Genomic DNA, 18,270 nt, shown 5'->3' with positions numbered 1-18,270 from the left:
CCCACAAGGTGCCGGCCGTCAAGAAGTGGCTGGCCGCCCATCCGCGCTTCCACCTGCACTTCACACCGACCGGATCCTCCTGGCTGAACCTGGTGGAACGGTGGTTCGCCGAACTCACCACCAAGAAACTCCGCCGGGGTGTCCACCGCTCCGTCCAGGCCCTCGAACGCGACATCCGCACCTGGCTCGCCGACTGGAACACCAACCCACGGCCCTTCACCTGGACCAAAACAGCCGACGAAATCCTCGACAAAGTCGCAACATACTGCCGACGAATCTCCGACTCAGGACACTAGCTGGTCTCCCTGGCTGTCGGGTGAAGTGGCGCGCAATCGGTTGGGCTCGGTGCGGTGTTCCGGATGTGCCCAAGCCGTGCGTTTCCCCTGACACGGGCCTGTGTTGGGGGAAACCCGGCAGGGTGCACCGGGGTGGATGCACGGCATCGTCACCGGCGATGTTGTGCACTCCGGGACGATGTCGTGTATCCATGCGGAGAGTGAGTCTCCGTCAACTTGAAGTCGCGCATCAGAGGGCTGGTGTGCCGGCTGTCGGGTGCTCGCGATGGTCGTGGGCGGCAGTCTGCGCAGGAGATCGTCTGTCACCTGGCTTCGTTCACTTCTCGGGGCTCTGGCTCAGTCGGGTCAGCGGATGGCACCTCCCCTCCACGGCGGCAGCTTGTGAAGTGCCTACCGACCTCGCTCAGTCCGTCGCCATTGTCGCCGCTGCCTCCCCGACGGGCGGGTGACACGCTCCATCCCCGAGCGGTGCGCAGCAGGTTGGTGCGGCGGGGGCGAGAACCGTTTGCACCACAGAAGACGGCAGAATTCCGTACCAGCCCAGCACCCGTGCGGACGTCATCCCACCGACGGTGCGCACGAGCAGTCCGGGCACCTGGGTGTCGTACCAGCGGTGACGGTCATCGGTCATGGCCCATCCTGCCCCGGCCCGCGGTCCGTACGGGGCCAAGTCAAGGTCGTGTCGCCGTCCATTTTCCGCGCTTCGCGTTCACCCGTTGGGTGATGTCAGCCTCGTCGCAGCGGCGGGCCGGGTAGCGTGGCCGGCCTGCCGCTTCGGCAGTGCGAAGGACCGGGTTTGCGGGCTGTGGGCCCGCATGGGTGGGAGTGCAGGCGATGTCTGATCGTTTCGACTGCTCGGATCACTCCGGGCACGTTGCGGGTGTGCGAGAGGCCACCGACGCGGTGCGCCGTGGTGAGCTGGTGGTGCTGCCCACCGACACGGTCTACGGGGTGGGCGCCGACGCCTTCAGCCCGTCGGCCGTGGCCCTGTTGCTTGCGGCCAAGGGCCGGGGCCGGAGCATGCCCTCACCGGTGCTGGTCGGCTCGGCCGACGCTCTGGAGGGGCTGGTCATCGACCTGAGCGAGCAGGCCTGCCAGCTCATGGATGCGTTCTGGCCGGGTGGGCTGACGCTGGTCGCCCGCCACGAGCCGTCGCTCGAGTGGGACCTCGGCGAGACGCACGGCACGGCGGCCGTGCGGATGCCTTCCCACCCGGTGGCCCTCGAACTGCTCGCCGCGACCGGGCCGCTGGCCGTTTCCAGCGCCAACCTCACCGCAGCGCCCTCTCCGCAGGACTGCGACGCCGCGCAGCAGATGCTCGGTGCCGCGGTGAGCGTCTACCTCGACGCCGGCCCCACCACCGACGCGGTGGTGTCCTCGATCGTGGACGTCACTGGCGATGTCCCGCTGCTGCTGCGGGCCGGTGCGCTCAGCGCCGATCGGCTCCGCGAGGTCGTGCCGCAGCTGCGGGAACGCTGGAGCGCCTAGGCCGCGGGGCCTTCGGGCTGGTCGAGGCCGTGGGCGGTGATCAGGTGGGCGGTGCCGTCGGCCAGCCGGTAGGAGAGGCCCACCACGGCCGCCCGGCCTTCCTCGACCGCCTGTGCCAGGGTGCGGGAGCGCTCGAGCAGCAGATCGACGGTGTGCCGGATGTGCTCGGTGATGAAGTCCGCGTCCTCGGTGTGCCCGGCCGCACGTGCGGCGAGCACGCTGGGGGTGACCCGCTCGATCACGTCCCGTACATAGCCCGGCGCGGTGGCGCCGTCCTGGACAGCGGAGCGGGTGGCCGCGACCGCGCCGCAGGCGTCGTGGCCGAGCACGACGACCAGCGGGGCGCCGAGCACACTCACGGCGTACTCGATGCTGCCGAGCACCTCCGGACCCATCACATGCCCGGCAGTGCGGACCACGAAGAGGTCGCCCAGCCCCCGATCGAAGATGATCTCGGCGGCCAGGCGGGAGTCGGAGCAGCCGAAGAGCGCGGCGAACGGGTTCTGCGACGGTGCGACCTCGGTGCGGCGGGCGGCGTCCTGGTTGGGATGCTCCACCGAACCGTCGACGAAGCGCCGGTTGCCGGCAAGCAGCATCGCGAAAGCCTCAGAGGGCGTCGGGGGCTGGGTGTCGATCATGCCCGCAGGCTACGGCCCCGATCCCCCCGCCGCGCGACCGACCCCCCGGAAGCCCGCCCCTGCCTTGCGGGCTACCGCCGGAAGTTGCGTCGGAACAGGGAGAGGTTCAGGGCGGTGGCGAACAGGCACCAGGCGGCGTACGGGACAAGCGCTGCAGCGGCCGAGCGGTCAGCGGCGGCCATGCGGCGAATGAGGTCGGCATTGCTGGCGTCCAGCAGCACGGTGCCGGCCAGAGCGGCCCACAGGCTCCTGTAGCGGAAGAACAAGTGGTTCCACGCCGCGTTCAACGCCAGATTTGCCCCCAGACTGGCTGCCAGGCGAGCGCGCTCGTCGCCGCGGGCGTGGCTGAGCCCCCGACCGGCGGCCCACGCGATCGACGCGTACAGCGGCGTCCACACCACGCCGAACGCCCATGAAGGCGGCTGCCACGGCGGCTTGTTCAGCGATCGGTACCAAGTGCTGTCCGCGTCGACCGCGCGGGCACCGGCCACAACCGTCGCGGCCACGGCCGCCGCGGAAGCCGCGTGGCTCCCCCACCGGCTGCATGTGACCGGCTGCGGACGCTCGCTGATGATCCTCATGACGGTACGTATGCCCACAACCATCTGGATTCCCCGTCACCTCAGGGCCTTTCACGACAATGTCGCGGTCGGGCAGCACGCCCTTGAGTCGTTCATCGTCCCGCAGATAGGCAAAGCTCCGACCCCGAGATCGGTCAGCCTCTTCGCCGCGTCCAGGACGGATCCTTCGGCGCCGGTACACGGGGCATCCGGAGCCATGATCTCTCGCGCGGTAGTCACCTGAGCTCTTCCCACCATATGCGGAACATCTGCCACATCAGCGCCTGCCCACACAGACGCCGCGCACGCACAGGAAGGATCAGATGCTGCACCTGATCGGAACACCGGGCAGCGCAGCGCCCGGAAACGTGCTTCGCTCCGTGCCGCTGGTGATGACCGCCCCCCACGAACAGGCACCACCAGCGGCAGCCCCTCCTCCGCACCCGCACAGAGAAGGTTGGGGGCCACAGCGGGGAGGCCGGCCCTCGGCACGCGTACCCGAGACCCACGGGCGAACACTGCCGGACCGATACGGGGCCGAAAGTGCCTCATGCGGCGTCGTGGAGCTGCGCGTAGACCTTGCCTTGCTCCGAGTGCTCGCGCGTTGGGGACGAAGGCCCATGGAGCGCGTGCACTGCCGGGTCGGCGCAGTTCGCCGATCGCCGTCCTGATCACCGGCGCGGCGATCACGATGGCCGCGTCGGAATCGACGCGGCGCCGTTCACGACGCACCAGTGATGGGCTCGAGCAGGTGAGTGCCGGCGGAAGATCCTGGGGCAGGCAGGCAACGTGGGCTTCCTCAGTGGCCGAGTCAGCCGCTGCCCTGCCCCGGCAGATGTCTGCTGATAGATGTCGGGGATGCCGTCGGCGTCGTTGTCGCAGGTCTCCTCCTCGTACAGGCGGCGGTAGACGACGTTGCGACGTTTGACCAGCAGCGCGGCGAGGACGGCGGCGGTGAGCGATCCGACGAGGACGGCGGCCTTGATGTGCTCGGACTGTGTGGGATCGGGAAAGGCGAGTTCGCCGATGAGCAGGGCGACAGTGAAGCCGATGCCCGCCAGGGCCGCCAGCGAGAAGACGTCCGCCCACTCCAGGTCGGGATTGAGGCAGGCGCGGGTGAAGCGCGCCGCGAGGTAGGTACCGGCGAAGATGCCGATCGTCTTCCCAGCGACCAGGCCGAGCACGACGCCGAGCGGTTCGGGCTGGGTGAAGACGTCACCCAGTGCTGCTCCGGAAACACCCACGCCCGCCGCGAAGAGGGCGAACAGGGGAACGACGACACCCGCCGAGACGGGCCGCAGCAGGTGCACGGTCCGCTCTCCAGGGGAAGCCTTCTCGCCGTCGTCCCGGGTGATGCGCAGAATCAGCCCCATCGCCACGCCCGCGACGGTCGCGTGGACTCCGCCGTTGTACATCAGAGCCCAGATGACGACGCCGAGAGGTGCGTACCACCACCAGCCCCGCACCCGGAGCCGCTGAAGGGCGTAGAAGACGATCAGCCCGGCAAAGGCCCCGGCCAGTGCCCATGCGTTCAGATCACTGGTGAAGAAGATCGCAATGATCAGGATGGCACCCAGGTCGTCGACGACGGCGAGCGTGAGGAGGAAGGCCCGCAGGGCAGCGGGGAGGTGCGAGCTCAGGACGGCCAGGACCGCCAGGGCGAACGCGATGTCGGTGGCCATCGGCACGGCCCAGCCGTCGCCGCTTCCCCCTCCGGCCGAGGCGACTGTGAGGTAGACGAGCGCCGGCACCACCATGCCGCTGACCGCGGCGATGACCGGCAGGGCGGCTGCGGCGGGATTGCGCAGCTCGCCGACGACGAGTTCCCGTTTGAGTTCGATCCCGGCGACCAGGAAGAAGATCACGAGCAGGCCATCGGCTGTCCAGTGCTGAACGGACAGGTCCAAGCCCAGGGCGGGTATGCCGAAATGGAGGTTGCGGATCTGCTCGTAGACGCCGCTCCACGGGGTGTTCGCCCACACGAGCGCGACCATCGCGGCGACAAGGAGCACCAGGCCACCGATGGTCTCGGTGCGCAGAGCTTCGGCAACGGCGTTGCGCTCCGGCAGGGGCAGCAGGCCGAGGAAGGTGCGGCGCTGTCGCGGGGCGTCTGACATGCGGGGAAGCCTCCGGGCCGTGTCGATGGAACGGGCGCACTGTGCCCTTTGACGCCGACCAGACTTCCCGGCACACCCCGCGTCGTCTTGACGCGTTCTTTACACCCTAACCAGAAGCAGGTCCGCGCCACCAGACGACATCCGACCTGCCGGAATGTGGTAAGGGGGCTCGCATGCGCAAGGCACGGGCTGCGCGAGCCCCCTGGGCGGTTCGTGAGCTGCCGGGATAAGGGAAGCGCAGGATGAAGTTCAGGTGATGGTCACGCTCGGGGCCACCGGAGCGGTGGAGCGGTGGAGCGGTGGAGCGGTGGAGCGGTGGAGCGGTCAGAGGGTCTTCTGGCCCGGTTCCCGCTGGTACAGCGCCCTGGCGATGGATTCATGTGAGCAGTAGATGCAGGAACAGTCGGTCGGAAGCGGGCCCACCAATCGTGTGAGCTGCTCCCGCGGGGTGGTGCGAGGTGCAGTGCTGAGAAGTGATTCCAATGCGTCGAATCAGGCGGCTGTTCGCGCTGGAGACCAGTCCCGCCATGTGCACCAGGGCAGTTCGGATGACCGGGACCATGGGGTCACGTGCCGATACGCCGGACGCATCCGGGCATGGTCAACGGGCCGAACTTGTACTTCCGGTCGAGGGTAAGGCTTCCGCTGCCGGACCGGCTCGAGCCCTCAATCCGGTAGCTCTGTGTGGCTTGCTGCGTCCTGGTGATGGTCAGCATGCAAAAGTTGTCGGCAGCCAGGAAGGGTGGCGAGGTCTTGAACCATCGGGCGCGGCGCCCGTGTATGAGCAGCTGCGGGCGATGCGTGACCTGTTGGCCTCACATCCGGTCGGCCCCCAATCTCGCGAGTACCAGCAACTCTCGTGGCCGTCCTTCAAGGACCTGGAGGCTCGGCAGCAGCTGATGCGGGCTGACCTCCGGCCACCATCACCCTCTCGCACCCGGATGATGAGAAGCGCCAGTCAGTGATGATTGATGGTGCCGTTGGCGCGGCCGAAGGGCCGATGACGGTGATGGTCTGGGTAATCTGCGCGGGGCCGTCCGGCCCCCTGCGGCAAGCACCAAGGAGGAGCGGGACGGCGATGGCGCCGACGGCGCGCTACGCAACGTTGTCGAAAGAACACGCCTCTGTGCGGGGTTCAGTTGCGCGGGCTGTCGCGTGACGCCCCTCCCATCGACACAGGCACGGTACTGCTGCTCACCTGCTGCGAAATAGTTCACTGTTTCATCGACACCGAGCGCTGGGTGCTGTCCCGGTGTGTGCTGGCCCGGTCATGCCTCGTGATGGCGCCATGCGCTGGGTACGAGGCCGGGGATTCGGCGGTCGACCTGGTGCTCGCCCGCGAATGGGCCCATGGAAAGACGGAGCTCCGGATGCAGGGATCGAGATGATCGCGGTGCCACACGGAAGGTCCGATGTAACCGCAGGTGACCGGGTCGGTCAGCTCCTGCCAGGCCAGCCACGCCGCATGCAGACGGGCGATGGCCACGGAGTGCACCCATCACAGATGGCACCCGTGGGCATCAGCGCTCGGCTCGGCAAGGTAGCCGGGCACCAGCACCCACCGCGCTGCGTGGTGCGCTCGCGCACCAGGCCGGCCTCCTTGAGGCGGGCCAGCGCGAGGTCGAGGAGGCGGTCAGCACGATCCCCCTCGGCGAGACGGTCGCGGAAGTCAGCCAGCACGCTGTGATGGAAGCCAGGGTCGTCCAGCTCCATGGCCATCGCGTACTTGAAGTCGATACGGCAGCGGACCGCCTCGGCCTTGAAGTCGATACGGCAGCGGACCGCCTCGGCCTTGAAGTCGATACGGCAGCGGACCGCCTCGGCGGCCTGCCGGTCGGACAGGCCGAGCAGGAACTGCAGCACACAGACGGTGGCCAATTGAGCAGGCGAGAGACCCGGACGCCCGTCCCGCGGGTACCAGTCGGCGAAGTCCTCGTCGCACCACAGCCCATCCAGCCGGTCGCGCACCCATATCGCCGTCGTGCCACCCCGAGTTGCTCACCCGCGCGACCTGCGCAGTCAGAGGCGGGACGTGCTCACCGGAACGCGGGCGGAGGGACAACGGGCACCTCGACAGCTGCATCAGTCAACGGAACTACCCGAGCATGCCCCCTTGACCACGCTGCCGCACCGCGAAACTCCAAGATCCCCGACAGAGTCAAGCTGAAAGAGCATTTTGTTTTTTCAGGGGTGTTTGACGGCAGTTTGCGGGGTGGGCTGCTCTGGGGTTGCCGGGTCGAATGTGGCTTGATGCATCTCGTGTGACCGCGGGCATGGTGAATCAGTCCGTTTCCGCTGGCTCGCTCCTGTCTGGTCCCAAGGCGCCCCCGCCTGGCACCATTTGCGCCCTGGAGAGAGACCGTGCCCGGCGGTACTACCGAAACATGCGAGCGGAAACCGCGCGGCGCGAGGGGCAGGCGCCTCTGAGCAGCGTGGAGGGTTCCGTCCGGCAGATCGCCAGCCGGCGTGAGTACGTGTGGCACCTGCATTGGTACTTCGGCGAGGACTACCGGCACGTCAACGAGCTGGATCACACCACTCCTCTGACCGACTGGTGGAACGACCTCGACGCGGACGCCGTCAGGGCCCACTGCCTGCGCACCGTGCTGGCCCAGGTTCGCGACACCAGGTGGACGCACCACATTCCCCGACTGATGATCGTCGGCAGCCACGCCCTCCAGCGGGGCTGGGACCCGGCGGCGGTCACGGACTGCTTCCACCGGTGCTTCGTGGAAGCCTACGACTGGGTCATGGTGCCCAACGTCGTCGGCATGTCCCAGTACGCAGACGGCGTCCGGATGACGACCAAGCCCTACACGTCGGGCGGCTCGTACGTGAACCGCATGAGAGCGACCTGTGCGGACCCTGCGCCTACCGGCCCGACCGTACCGGCTTGCGTGCCTGCCCCTACACCGCCGGCTACTGGGCATTCCTGGACCGCCACCGGGACCGGCTCGCGGGCCAGCACCGCATCGCGCAGCCGGTCCGGCAGCTCGACCGGCTCACCGACCTGGCCGAAGTCCGCCGACAGGAGCGCGCCAGAGGTGACACACCGCCATGAGTCGGACATGGCTGGGCCGCTGGAGTGAGTACCTCCGTGGGGCGACCGCGCTGAGGGCAGAAATATGCGCATCCATAGCAGGCCACTCGGTGGAAGCACGGGTGTGCAGCGTGACCGGGAGCGAGAAGGGGTTATGCATGCTTGGACTGCGGCCGACGGCGGCCGGACCGGCGGAACCGGGCGATGTCCCGCTCACCGCTCCCGAGGCCACGAAAGCGGTGGAGACCGTCCTGGAGCGGGTGCTCGACGCGCGACTTCGGCAAGCCCGCGAAGCGGATCCGGTGTTCGCCCACGACGTGGCGGAACGCGTCGCCGCATTCGTACTGCGCGGCGGCAAGCGCCTGCGTACGGCGTTCGCGTGGTGCGGATGGCGGGCCGTGGGCGGCTCGGGCGACGCGACGGCCGTCCTGCGCATGGGAGCCGCCCTCGAACTGCTCCAGGCATGCGCCCTCATGCACGACGACGTGATGGACGGATCACTGCTGCGCAGGGGTTCGCCGACTATGCACGTCGACCTGGCCCGCAGGCACTGGGCCGCACGAATGACCGGGTCCGCGAAATCATTCGGAACCTCCGCCGCCGTGCTCGCCGGTGACCTGGCGCTGGCCTGGGCCGACGACCTGCTGACGGAGACGGCACTCGGTTCGCCGCAGGGCGCTCGGCTGTACGGCGAGTGGCGGGCCATGCGCACCGAGATGGTCGCCGGGCAGTACCGCGACCTCCACGCGCAGGCAAGCGACTCGTCCAGCGTCGACGAAGCGCTGACCATAGCCACCCTCAAGAGCGCCCTGTACACGGTCGTGCGGCCCATGGCGCTGGGCGCGTCGCTGACCGGCGCAGACCAACACACTCTGGGCGCGCTGCGCGCCGCCGGCCGGTGCACGGGGCTGGCCTTCCAGCTCCGTGACGACCTCCTCGGTGCCTTCGGTGACCCGTCGCTCACCGGCAAACCGGCCGGCGACGACCTGCGCTCACGCAAGCTCACCTATCTCCTCGCCGTCGCCCTCAGGCTCGCCGACACGGCCGGGGACCACGACGCCGCTGCCGTGCTCGGCCCAGGGGCGGACTCACGGTCGGAGCACACCGTCGAGCGGATGCGGGCGGCGCTGGAGCGGACGGGAGCCAGGGCCGTCGTGGAGGCGAAGATCGCAGAGCTGGCGACCACCGGTCTGCGGCACTTCGAGACCATCGGCGCCGAGCCCTCCGTGCGGCGGGAGTTCGCCGCCCTGATCGAGCGGGCGGCGGGGGTCGCCCCACAGCACGCCGAGGAGCTCGTGTGAAGACGGTGACGGGACCGACCGACCATGTCGTCGTAGTGGGCGCTGGACTGTCCGGCCTGGCATGTGCCCTCCACTTGCTGGGTGCCGGCCGCCGGGTGACGCTCGTCGAACGGGACGCCGAGCCGGGCGGCCGGGCCGGCCGCCTACGGCTCGGCGGGTACCAGGCGGACACCGGCCCCACCGTGCTGACGATGCCGCACCTGGCCGACGAGGCGTTCGCGGCCGTCGACGACAGCCTGCACCGTCACGTCGAGCTGGTGGCCCTGCATCCCGCCTACCGGGCAGGCTTCGCGGACGGGACCTGGATCGACGTACACACCGACGGCGAGGCCATGGAGGCGGAGGTGCGGCGGTTCGCCGGGCCGGCGGAGGCGGCGGGCTACCGCAGGCTGCGGGACTGGCTGGAGCGGCTGTACCGGGTACAGATGCGCCGCTTCATCGACACCAACTTCGACTCGCCTTTCCAGCTCGCGCACCCGGACCTGGCTCGTCTGGCCGGCCTCGGCGGCTTCGGTCGGCTGGACAGCCGGATCGGCCGATTCCTCTCCGACGCCCGCCTGCGCCGGGTCTTCTCCTTCCAGGCCCTGTACGCGGGAGTCGCCCCGGCCAGGGCCCTCGCGGCCTACGCGGTAATCGCCTACATGGACACCGTGGCCGGCGTCTGGTTCCCCAAGGGGGGCATGCACGCACTCCCCCGCGCAATGGCGGATGTGGCGGCCGACGCCGGTGCCGACCTGCGGTGGTCGGCCGAAGTGACCACGCTGGAACGCTCGGCGGGCCGCGTGCGTGCCGTCCACCTCGCATCGGGTGAGCGCATCCCATGCGACGCGGTGGTGCTGACCTGCGAGCTGTCCGCCGCCCACCGGCTCCTGGGGCGGGCGCCCCGGCGCCCGGTACCGCTGCGTCATTCACCGTCCGCGGTCGTCCTCCACGCCGGGACCGACCGCACCTGGCCCCAACTCGCCCATCACACACTGTCGTTCGGCGCTGCTTGGGAACGCACCTTCGACGAACTGACCCGCTCCGGAGCGCTGATGAGCGACCCGTCCTTGCTGATCACCCGGCCGACGGCGCACGATGCCTCCCTGGCGCCGCCGGGACGCCATCTCCACTACATCCTGGCGCCCTGCCCGAACACCACCGTCGGCCCCTCCGCCGCAGCGTGGCGGGATCTGGGCCCGCGCTACCGCGACAGCTTGGTCGCCGAGTTGGAACGACGCGGCCTCGACGGGTTCGCGCACAGCATCGAGGAGGAGTCGCTGGTGACCCCACTGGACTGGACGGCACACGGACATGCGGCGGGCAGCCCCTTCTCCGTCTCCCACACATTCGCCCAGACCGGGCCGTTCCGGCCGCGCAATCTGGTGCGCGGAGTAGACAACGTGGTGCTGGCCGGCTGCGGGACCACGCCCGGCGTCGGCGTCCCGACGGTACTCATCAGCGGCAAACTCGCCGCCGCGCGCATCACTGGCACTACCGGCCGCACTCCGGTGACCCGGCTCGGCCAGGACACGGATCGCCTTCCGAACGCCCCGACCGCCCCGACCGCCCCGACCGCCCCGACCGCCGCAGGTGCCCATGACCCGTCGTGAACTGGACGCTGCAGGTATCACCGACCCTTCACTGCGCAGCGCGTACACCCGGTGCCGGCAGCTCAACGCCCGCCACGGCCGCACGTACTTCCTGGCCACACGTCTGCTGCCGCTGGAACGCCGCTCGGCCGTGCACGCGCTGTACGGCTTCGCCCGCTGGACCGACGACATCGTCGACGACCTCGACCGGCGTCTGACACCCGACGAACGTGACCGGCTGCTGAAGCGGCTGGAGAACGACCTCGCCAACGGGCTGCGCACCCGCGGCGGGGACGAGCCCGTGGTCCGTGCCCTGACCGACACGGCCCGCCGGTACAGCATCGACCACACCCTGTTCACCGACTTCATGGCCTCGATGCGCAGTGACCTGAGTGTCACCGACTATCCGAGCTACGCCGACCTACGGTCCTATATGCACGGTTCGGCCGCGGTGATCGGCCTGCAGATGCTGCCGGTGCTCGGCACGGTCGTCCCCAGCGAGGAGGCTGCCCCGCACGCGGCGGCTCTCGGGGTGGCGTTCCAGCTCACCAACTTCCTGCGGGACGTCGGAGAAGACCTGGATCGCGGTCGCGTGTACCTGCCCGCGGACCTGCTTGCCGCCCACGGGGTGGACCGGCCGCTGCTGGAGTGGAGCCGCCGCACCGGGCGCAGCGACCGGCGGATCCGTGCGGCGCTCGTCGCTGCCGAGGCCATGACCAGGGACGTGTACCGGACAGCGGAACCGGGCATCGCCATGCTCGACCCACAGGTGCGCCCCTGCATCCGCGCCGCGTACACGCTCTACGGCGGCATCCTCGACGCGATCGCGCAGCACGACTACACCGTGCTGCATCGCCGCGCGGTGGTGCCACGCCGTCGGCGGGCGGCAACCGCAGCGGCCGGTGCCCTGCGGGTGGCACGCGCCAGGTGGCGGGCCCGCGCGGCGCACTCACCGCCCGCGGCATGCACTGCCGGGCTCCAGTGGAAGGGACCTGGGCAGTGAATGACCGAGCAGACAGGGCACGCTGGACATCACCGCTGCGGCGGCACCGCGGCCCGCGGTGGGCGCAGCAGACGCCGACGTGGCGCCAAGCACGCCCGGCCCTGATCGCCGACGCGCTCAAACGGGCGTCCGCACGGCCCTCCGGCAACTGGTTCGTCGTCGGTGCCTCCAGGGGCGTGCGCGCCGACGGAAGCCCGTGCAGCAGGACCATCGGCGGCGTCGAGGTGGTGCTGTGGCGCTCGGAGGAGGGCGAACTGCGGGCGGGTCCAGGCGCCTGCCCGCACCTCGGCGCCCCTCTGCGGGACAGCCGCGTGGTGTGCGGCATGCTGGTGTGCCACTGGCACGGGCTGGCGCTGGACGGTTCTGCGTTCGCCGGCTGGGCGCCGTACGCCGCCCATGACGACGGGGTTCTGGTGTGGGTGCGGCTGGATGCGGTCGGCGGCGAGAAGCCGTCCGAGCGACCTGTGGTGCCGGTGCGGCCGGCGGTGGGCAGCGGGGTGGACGCCGTGTTTACGTCCATGGGCCGGTGCGAACCGCAGGACGTGGTGGCCAACCGGCTCGACCCGTGGCACGGGTCCTGGCTCCACCCGTACTCGTTCGTCGATCTGACGGTTGTGCGGGAGCCGCAGGGCGAGGAGGACGATGCCTTCGTCGTCGATGTCTCCTTCCGGGTGGCGGGCCGTCTGGTGGTCCCCGTCCGGGCGGAGTTCACCACGCCGGAGCCCCGCACGGTCGTCATGCACATCACCAACGGCGAGGGAACCACCTCGGTCGTGGAGACACACGCCACGCCGCTGACCTCCGCGGCCGACGAACGGCCGCGGACGGCCGTGATCGAGGCGGTCGTCGCAACCTCGGACCGGCGCGGCTTCGCTCTGGCCCGGGCCGCCGCACCCGTGCTGCGCCCTCTGATGCGGTACGCGGCCGGACGTTTGTGGCGTGACGATTTGGCCTATGCCGAGAGGCGCTGGGCGCTGCGCAGCACCGGACGGTTCCCCGGCTGACCCCACCGGACACATCGGTCCAAGCGGTAGGGCGTCACCGGCCCGCTCGACGTCCTGCGAGCGAGCCGAGTGCGCGCAGCAACGGAGAGCGGCCCGCCCGGGGAACGGTCCACAGCACCTGGCCTCGGACGCCCCAGCGGGCGAGCAGGGCGCCCGCGGCCAGGAATCCGGTGGTGGCGGCACGTTCCATGAGGGCCACGGGCAGGTCGCAGCGGATCGCGTCCCCGGCCAGCGTCAGCCACGGGTGAGGGGTCCCTACGGTGGGGCGCCTGTGGTGGGTACCGACCGTGAAGAGCGGGCAGTCCGAGTGCCACTCGTGCCGGGCGTCGACGAGGCGTGCCTCGCGGGTCTCCGGGTACACCTGCCGCAGCTGGTCGAGGAGTTCGTTCTGCACGGTGTCCTGCTTTGCGTCGGGGGCGACGGCGTAGGCGTGGAGTTCGACCACCGAACCGGCATTCCGCGCGGCCCAGCGGGCGGCCTCGCCTTCGTACCGGTCCAGGACGCTGACGTTGTCGAGACCGCCGTACCCGCTGGTGCCGAGGAACCCGGGGCGCTCGGCGCGCACCGGCCGGTCGAGCCAGAGCCGGGAGACCAGGAACGGCGGGGCGGTGCGCAGAGCGGCGATGTCGTCGCGCCAGGGGGCGGTGCCCAGGCGGGACGAGGCGGCGACGACCTGCCTCAGTCCCCTCGCATCGAGGGCGAGCACCACCGCATGGTGCCGCACTGCACCGGTGTCGGTGCGCACGTCGGCTCCGCCACCGTCATGGGGATGGACTGCGAGCACGGGTGTTGCGGTGCACACGTTCGCGCCGAGGCGTTGGAGGTAGTCGCCGAGCGGCTCCCACAGTGCCTGTGGAAAGGGCTCGTTCGGCACGTCGAAGAGCAGGCCCTCCGCCGAGCCGAGGAAGTAGATGTGGAACATCAGCAGCAGTTCCGCGGCGGACAGTTCGCGCGGGTCGGCGAAGAAGCTGCGCGAGAACACCTCGAACGCCAAATGGTGCGCGGCCTCGGGAAAACGGACCCGGTCCAGGAAGCTGGTCGCGCTGATGTTGTCGAAGCGTTCGTAGATCTCGGGCACGCGGACATCGAGGAGCGGCAGCGCGGCCCTGGCGTCCATGGCACCGAGATCGCGCCAGCCGAAGGTGGGGCTCAGGGCGACGAATCCGAGGGCACTCAGCGGCGGTGTTCTGGGGACGCGGGCGAAGCTGTCGGTCAGGCCGCCGCTGTGCCGCAGGGGGTAGTCGGGCAGCGCGGTGAGCCGCGTGAGGGCGGGATCGGTGCGTCTCAGCAGGCCGCGAAGGTTGTAGTACTGGCGGAAGAAGGCGTGGAAGCCGCGGCTCATGGTCACCACGGAACCGTCCGCGAGTCGGGTGCGGTGGCCGGCGAGACGGCCGCCGAGGGACTCCCCCCGCTCGTAAAGGGTCACGCGGGCGCCGCGTTCGGCCAGCCCGGTGGCAGCGGCGAGACCGGCGATTCCGCCTCCCACCACGGCGACCGACGGCACGTCCCCGCGCGCGAACCGATCCCGGCCGGGCACGGGCATCAAGACCGCGGCCCTGCGGTCGCGGCCGCGGCGGACGGTGCGGTGGGAACGGGTGTTCATCGGGCGGCCTCCGCTGCCGTGGCGGCGCCGCTGCGGGCGACGAACGTGTGCACGATGCCGGTCTGCCAACCCGCTACGGGAAGGGCACGCGCGCCCGTGAACCCGGTCCGCGTCAGCCGGTCGGTGAAGTCGGGAGCGGTGTCGAAATCGAGGACGCTGTGCCACAGATGGTGGTACAAGGCCCGGTCACCGGTGAGCGTGCCTGCCGGGATGATGACTCCCTGGCATACGGCCGTCCACAGGGCGCGGTGCACGGGCGAGCCGCCGAGGCTGTACTCATGGACGGCGAGGCGCCCACCCGGCCGCAGCAGAGCCCCCGCCACCCGCAGGATCCTGTCCGGGTCGGTGACGTTGCGGAACAGGTAGGCGGCGAAGACCGCGTCGAATGGGCCTTCGTCGGCCGTTGCCAGTTCCTCGGCACTCAGGTGCACGAAGCGCACGCGGGACGGCCACGGCTTGGCCAGCGCCCGGCGCAACATCCCGGCGGAGGCGTCCACAGCGGTGATCCGGGCACGGGGCGCCGCCCGCAGCAAGGCCCGGGTGGAAGCACCGGTGCCGCAACCGAGGTCGAGAAGGTGCAGACCGGCCCCGTCCCTTGGCAGCCGCAGTCGGCGCGCCGAGCGCAGCAGGTCGGTGCGGTAGCCCGGGTTGAGGGCCGTGAGACGGTCGTAGGTGTGGGACGCGTGGTCGAAGGCGCGGGCCAGGTCGTGGTCACGCAGCAGTGTCATCGGCAGCTCTCTCCGATTCGTGGAGCGGCATGGGTGCGGCGGGGCAGGAAGGGCAGTTCGACCGCGGTACGGAGCATCGGGCCGACCGGGGTGCGCAGTCCGATGCCCCACTCCTCCCTCAACGAGGTGGCGCCGTCGAGGAAGCGCAGCAGGCGCTGCGTCGGCGTACGGCGGAACAGGTCGGTGAAGAACGCGGGGCCGTCGATCCGTCCGGTTTCCAGGGCCCGCAGCAGGACCGCGTCCATGGCGAGAGCCCGCCGTCCATGAGGTGGGGGCACGCTGCCGCGGCCGTCCAGCAGGGCGGCGGCGATGGCCCGGCTCTGCCGCTGTACTGCGGCAAAGGTGTAGCCCGTGGCCGGGCGGGTCGCGCCGCCCGCGGTCCCGATCCGGAACACGGCTGCCCCGATCCGCTGCGGGAAGCGGGCGTCGGTCATGGGGATGACCCCCTGTTCCGCCGTCTCCACGGTAAAGGCGCCCAGGCCAAGAACGTCGCGGGTGTAGTGACCGAGCGCCGCCTCGTACGCCTCGGTGGTCAGGGGGCTACGGGAGAACTCGGTGTACTCGACGAGTGCCCGGTCGGTGGCGAGCGGGAGGACGTAGCCGAAGGCGAGCCCGTGATTCGGCTGCGGCACCCGGAAGTCCATCAGTTCGGCGACCGCCGGGTCGAACCGGTCGGCGCCGGTACGCACGAACCAGCCGCGGAAATGCTGCAGCAGCTGCGTCCGGGCCGGCGGCAGGGCGTGCAGGGGCCGCGAGTCGAACACGTACCTGGCCTGCAGTGTCAGCGTGCGGCCGTCGGGTGTCGCGCACCTGACCTCCGCGCCTCCGGGCACGTCGCGCACCGTGTCCGCCGTCGCGCGCAGGACACGTCCGCCTGGCGAATGCGCCAGACGCATGTGCACCAGCCGTTCGAATGCCGCAGAGCGCACCATCCGGTAGCGCAGTGGGGCCGGATCGACTGTGAGCGCGCTGCCGTCTCGGCCGTGGACCCGCAGCAGGGACCAAGAGGCCGTGACTGCCTCGTCGGTGTCATCGCCGCCCTGGTCCCAGTAGCACCAGGTACGCTCCGCCGGACGCGACGGACCGTCCGGTTGCTCCACCACGGTCACGGTCGCAACGCCGGTCTCGACGATCCGGTGGGCGAGGCTGAGGCCTGCAGCGCCGCCCCCGACAATCACCACGTCGGACGTGTCACAGGTCTGCCGGCTCACCGGGCCCACCGTTCGATGACGGGCATGGCGTCCGGGGCCGTGGCAACGAAGGCGGCGTCCACGCCACCGAGGGCGGTGGTCCGGTGCACGTCGCGAGCGCAGGGCCCGGCGCCATAGGCGTCGAACAGGACTGCCGAAACACCCTGGCACGGCCGTGGGGCGAGGGCCGGGCTTCTCCGGCCGCGCCCGGCTGGTACCGGGCGTGCACCACAGCCGGTCGGTTCGAGGGTGATCGCGTCACGGAGGACGGCGGTGGTGTCGGCCACCAGAGCACGCGCGCCCTTCATGTCCACGTTCCGCTCCCGGCCACTGTGTCGACCACTCTGTTCCGTTCCTCAGCGCTTCGGTCCGTCAACCGAGTTCGGATGCAGTCGATCAAGGCTGACACGACGTCAATCCCCTGCCAGGTCCGCGAGGACCTCCCGTGCGGCGCGCGTGCCCGACGCCAGCGCGCCCTGCACCGATCCGGTCGCCCGGTAATCCCCGCAGACATACCTGCCCGGACCGAAGCGGCTCGTGCGGCTCAGGGGCCAGGGCGGCCGCATCGCGGGCAGCGCACCCTCGACCGTGTACACGGCGATCTGCCGCCAGGCACTGGTGTCAGTGCCGTACAGCTCCTCCAGGCGGCGGAGCACCGCGTCGGCCCTGCCCGGCCAGTCGGTACCGAGGACGGAGGTGGAGACGAGCGCGGTGCCGGGCGGGGCGTAGGTGGGGGCGACCTCGGTGAGTACGCAGGTGTTGAGCACTGCTCCGGTGCTGTCCACCACCAGTGTCGGTTCGGCCAGCGGCGGGCTGTCGGCTGCGTGGTAGTACGTGGTCGCCGTCCGACCCTCCGGCATCGGCAGCCCTGGCAGGAGGCGGGCCGCCGTGGCGGCGTCCGTGGCAACCACAACGACCGTGGCCGGCACCTCGGCGCCGTCCGAGAGCACCACTGCCGAGTCGGTGATCTCGGCGACAGTCGTCCGAAGGCGCAGCACGCCCTCAGGCAAGCCGTCGGCAAGCTGGGCAGGCACCGCGCCGATGCCGTCGGCGGGAAGACCGAGAGTCCCGCGGACCATGCTGCGCCAGACCAGGTGGAAGAACCGGGCGGAAGTCTCCATACGGTCTTCCAGGAATACGCCGGACAGGAACGGCCGCAGAATGCCGTCAATCGCCGCCTCCGACAGTCCTGTCCGGGAGAGAGCGGCCGAGGTGGGACGATCCGGACGTCGTTTGAGCGACATCGCCGGCAGCACGGCGTCCCGCGCGGTGAGTGCTGCCAGTGAGGCCAGGTCACGGGCCGCGAGTCCCCGCCCCGGCAGCAGGGCTCCTGCCGCGCCGGGCCGTCTGGTCGGGTCGGCGAGGCGAACCGGTCCGGTCGGGGTGTGCGCGACGAAGCCCGGAGTGAACGGCCGCAGCCGGAGACTTCGCAGGTCGATCCGCCTCTTCACCTGGGGATAGGAGGTGTTGAACACCTGGAAGCCTCGGTCCAACAGGCATCCGTCCCGCCGGTCGGTGCGCATCCGGCCGCCGGGGCCATCGGACGCCTCCAGCAGGGCCACCCGCCGTCCTCCGCGGCACAGATCCAGGGCGCAGGCGAGGCCGGCCAGTCCGGCACCGATGACGACGGCGTCGGGCGCATGGTGGTGAGGGACGGTCATGGAGACTCCTCTTTCGGCACCGGCCTTCGACTGAGGGTCGGGGCTGCTTTCCGGGCCGGCTGCCGACGCG

At 70.4% G+C, this 18,270-nt stretch carries 17 protein-coding genes and 2 pseudogenes; 7 read left to right on the top strand and 12 right to left on the bottom strand.

What is annotated here, in order from left to right; genetic code table 11:
- Positions 1–296 (top strand): transposase (locus AC068D_RS19395; RefSeq protein WP_478824218.1); only part of this gene is annotated, 296 nt, incomplete at its 5' end.
- 403 nt (positions 297–699) lie between these two features.
- Here AC068D_RS19395 and AC068D_RS19390 read toward each other — a convergent pair.
- Entirely contained in the window at positions 700–927 is a 228-nt protein-coding gene (locus tag AC068D_RS19390; protein ID WP_478824217.1) for a hypothetical protein, read from the bottom strand.
- A 203-nt stretch (positions 928–1,130) separates the two neighbouring features.
- Here AC068D_RS19390 and AC068D_RS19385 point away from each other — a divergent pair, with 203 nt between their 5' ends.
- Entirely contained in the window at positions 1,131–1,784 is a 654-nt protein-coding gene (locus AC068D_RS19385) for an L-threonylcarbamoyladenylate synthase (RefSeq protein ID WP_478824216.1), read from the top strand.
- Here the strand turns inward: AC068D_RS19385 and AC068D_RS19380 are convergent.
- The 6 genes and pseudogenes from AC068D_RS19380 to AC068D_RS19355 all read right to left on the bottom strand — a co-directional run bounded on the left by AC068D_RS19380 (position 1,781) and on the right by AC068D_RS19355 (position 7,067).
- Entirely contained in the window at positions 1,781–2,422 is a 642-nt protein-coding gene (locus tag AC068D_RS19380) for a carbonic anhydrase (protein WP_478824215.1), read from the bottom strand. The two genes, AC068D_RS19385 and AC068D_RS19380, sit on opposite strands and share 4 nt — an antisense overlap.
- A 71-nt stretch (positions 2,423–2,493) precedes the next feature.
- Positions 2,494–3,003, bottom strand: a complete 510-nt coding sequence (locus AC068D_RS19375) for a TspO/MBR family protein (protein ID WP_478824214.1) — start codon at positions 3,001–3,003, stop codon at positions 2,494–2,496.
- 49 nt (positions 3,004–3,052) lie between these two features.
- Positions 3,053–3,222 (bottom strand): annotated as a pseudogene (locus AC068D_RS19370) (CBS domain-containing protein); the annotation flags it as partial.
- Positions 3,223–3,668: 446 nt separating this feature from the next.
- Entirely contained in the window at positions 3,669–5,099 is a 1,431-nt protein-coding gene (gene nhaA, locus AC068D_RS19365) for a Na+/H+ antiporter NhaA (RefSeq protein ID WP_478824213.1), read from the bottom strand.
- A 1,213-nt stretch (positions 5,100–6,312) separates the two neighbouring features.
- Positions 6,313–6,585 (bottom strand): hypothetical protein, encoded by a 273-nt coding sequence (locus tag AC068D_RS19360; protein WP_478824212.1) that lies wholly within the window; start codon positions 6,583–6,585, stop codon positions 6,313–6,315.
- The gene (locus AC068D_RS19355) at positions 6,537–7,067 is read right to left on the bottom strand and encodes a transposase (protein WP_478824211.1); all 531 of its coding nucleotides are present in this window, start codon (positions 7,065–7,067) and stop codon (positions 6,537–6,539) included. The genes AC068D_RS19360 and AC068D_RS19355 overlap by 49 nt, the downstream gene beginning before the upstream one ends.
- Before the next feature lie 422 nt (positions 7,068–7,489).
- On the opposite strand from AC068D_RS19355, the pseudogene AC068D_RS19350 reads away from it, so the two are divergent.
- From AC068D_RS19350 to AC068D_RS19330, 5 genes and pseudogenes are all read left to right on the top strand, one after another.
- A pseudogene (locus tag AC068D_RS19350) lies at positions 7,490–8,160 on the top strand (cryptochrome/photolyase family protein); the annotation flags it as partial.
- Between the two features lie 137 nt (positions 8,161–8,297).
- Entirely contained in the window at positions 8,298–9,440 is a 1,143-nt protein-coding gene (locus tag AC068D_RS19345) for a polyprenyl synthetase family protein (RefSeq protein ID WP_478824210.1), read from the top strand.
- Positions 9,437–11,032 (top strand): phytoene desaturase family protein, encoded by a 1,596-nt coding sequence (crtI, locus tag AC068D_RS19340; protein ID WP_478824209.1) that lies wholly within the window; start codon positions 9,437–9,439, stop codon positions 11,030–11,032. The genes AC068D_RS19345 and crtI overlap by 4 nt, the downstream gene beginning before the upstream one ends.
- Positions 11,019–12,014 carry a phytoene/squalene synthase family protein gene (locus AC068D_RS19335; protein ID WP_478824208.1) on the top strand — a complete coding sequence of 332 codons (996 nt, stop codon included), beginning with the start codon at positions 11,019–11,021 and terminating at the stop codon, positions 12,012–12,014. Before crtI ends, AC068D_RS19335 begins: the two co-directional genes overlap by 14 nt.
- Positions 11,975–13,018 carry a Rieske (2Fe-2S) protein gene (locus AC068D_RS19330; protein WP_478824207.1) on the top strand — a complete coding sequence of 348 codons (1,044 nt, stop codon included), beginning with the start codon at positions 11,975–11,977 and terminating at the stop codon, positions 13,016–13,018. The genes AC068D_RS19335 and AC068D_RS19330 overlap by 40 nt, the downstream gene beginning before the upstream one ends.
- Positions 13,019–13,052: 34 nt before the next feature.
- Here AC068D_RS19330 and AC068D_RS19325 read toward each other — a convergent pair whose 3' ends face one another.
- From AC068D_RS19325 to AC068D_RS19305, 5 genes are all read right to left on the bottom strand, one after another.
- Positions 13,053–14,621 carry an FAD-dependent oxidoreductase gene (locus tag AC068D_RS19325; RefSeq protein WP_478824206.1) on the bottom strand — a complete coding sequence of 523 codons (1,569 nt, stop codon included), beginning with the start codon at positions 14,619–14,621 and terminating at the stop codon, positions 13,053–13,055.
- Complete coding sequence (locus AC068D_RS19320; RefSeq protein WP_478824205.1) at positions 14,618–15,349, bottom strand: class I SAM-dependent methyltransferase; 732 nt, start codon at positions 15,347–15,349, stop codon at positions 14,618–14,620. Before AC068D_RS19320 ends, AC068D_RS19325 begins: the two co-directional genes overlap by 4 nt.
- Positions 15,346–16,530: a lycopene cyclase family protein gene (locus AC068D_RS19315; RefSeq protein ID WP_478824204.1), complete on the bottom strand. Its 1,185-nt coding sequence runs from the start codon at positions 16,528–16,530 to the stop codon at positions 15,346–15,348. Before AC068D_RS19315 ends, AC068D_RS19320 begins: the two co-directional genes overlap by 4 nt.
- Before the next feature lie 26 nt (positions 16,531–16,556).
- A complete protein-coding gene (locus AC068D_RS19310; RefSeq protein WP_478824203.1) occupies positions 16,557–16,853 on the bottom strand; it encodes a hypothetical protein in 297 nt (98 codons plus the stop codon).
- 99 nt (positions 16,854–16,952) lie between these two features.
- Entirely contained in the window at positions 16,953–18,200 is a 1,248-nt protein-coding gene (locus tag AC068D_RS19305) for an NAD(P)/FAD-dependent oxidoreductase (RefSeq protein WP_478824202.1), read from the bottom strand.
- Between the last annotated feature and the right edge of the window lie 70 nt (positions 18,201–18,270).

This window comes from Streptomyces sp. NPDC043861, assembly GCF_056435905.1.
Note: the sequence above shows the minus strand (reverse complement) of the source record. Positions and strands in the feature narration are given on the sequence as shown.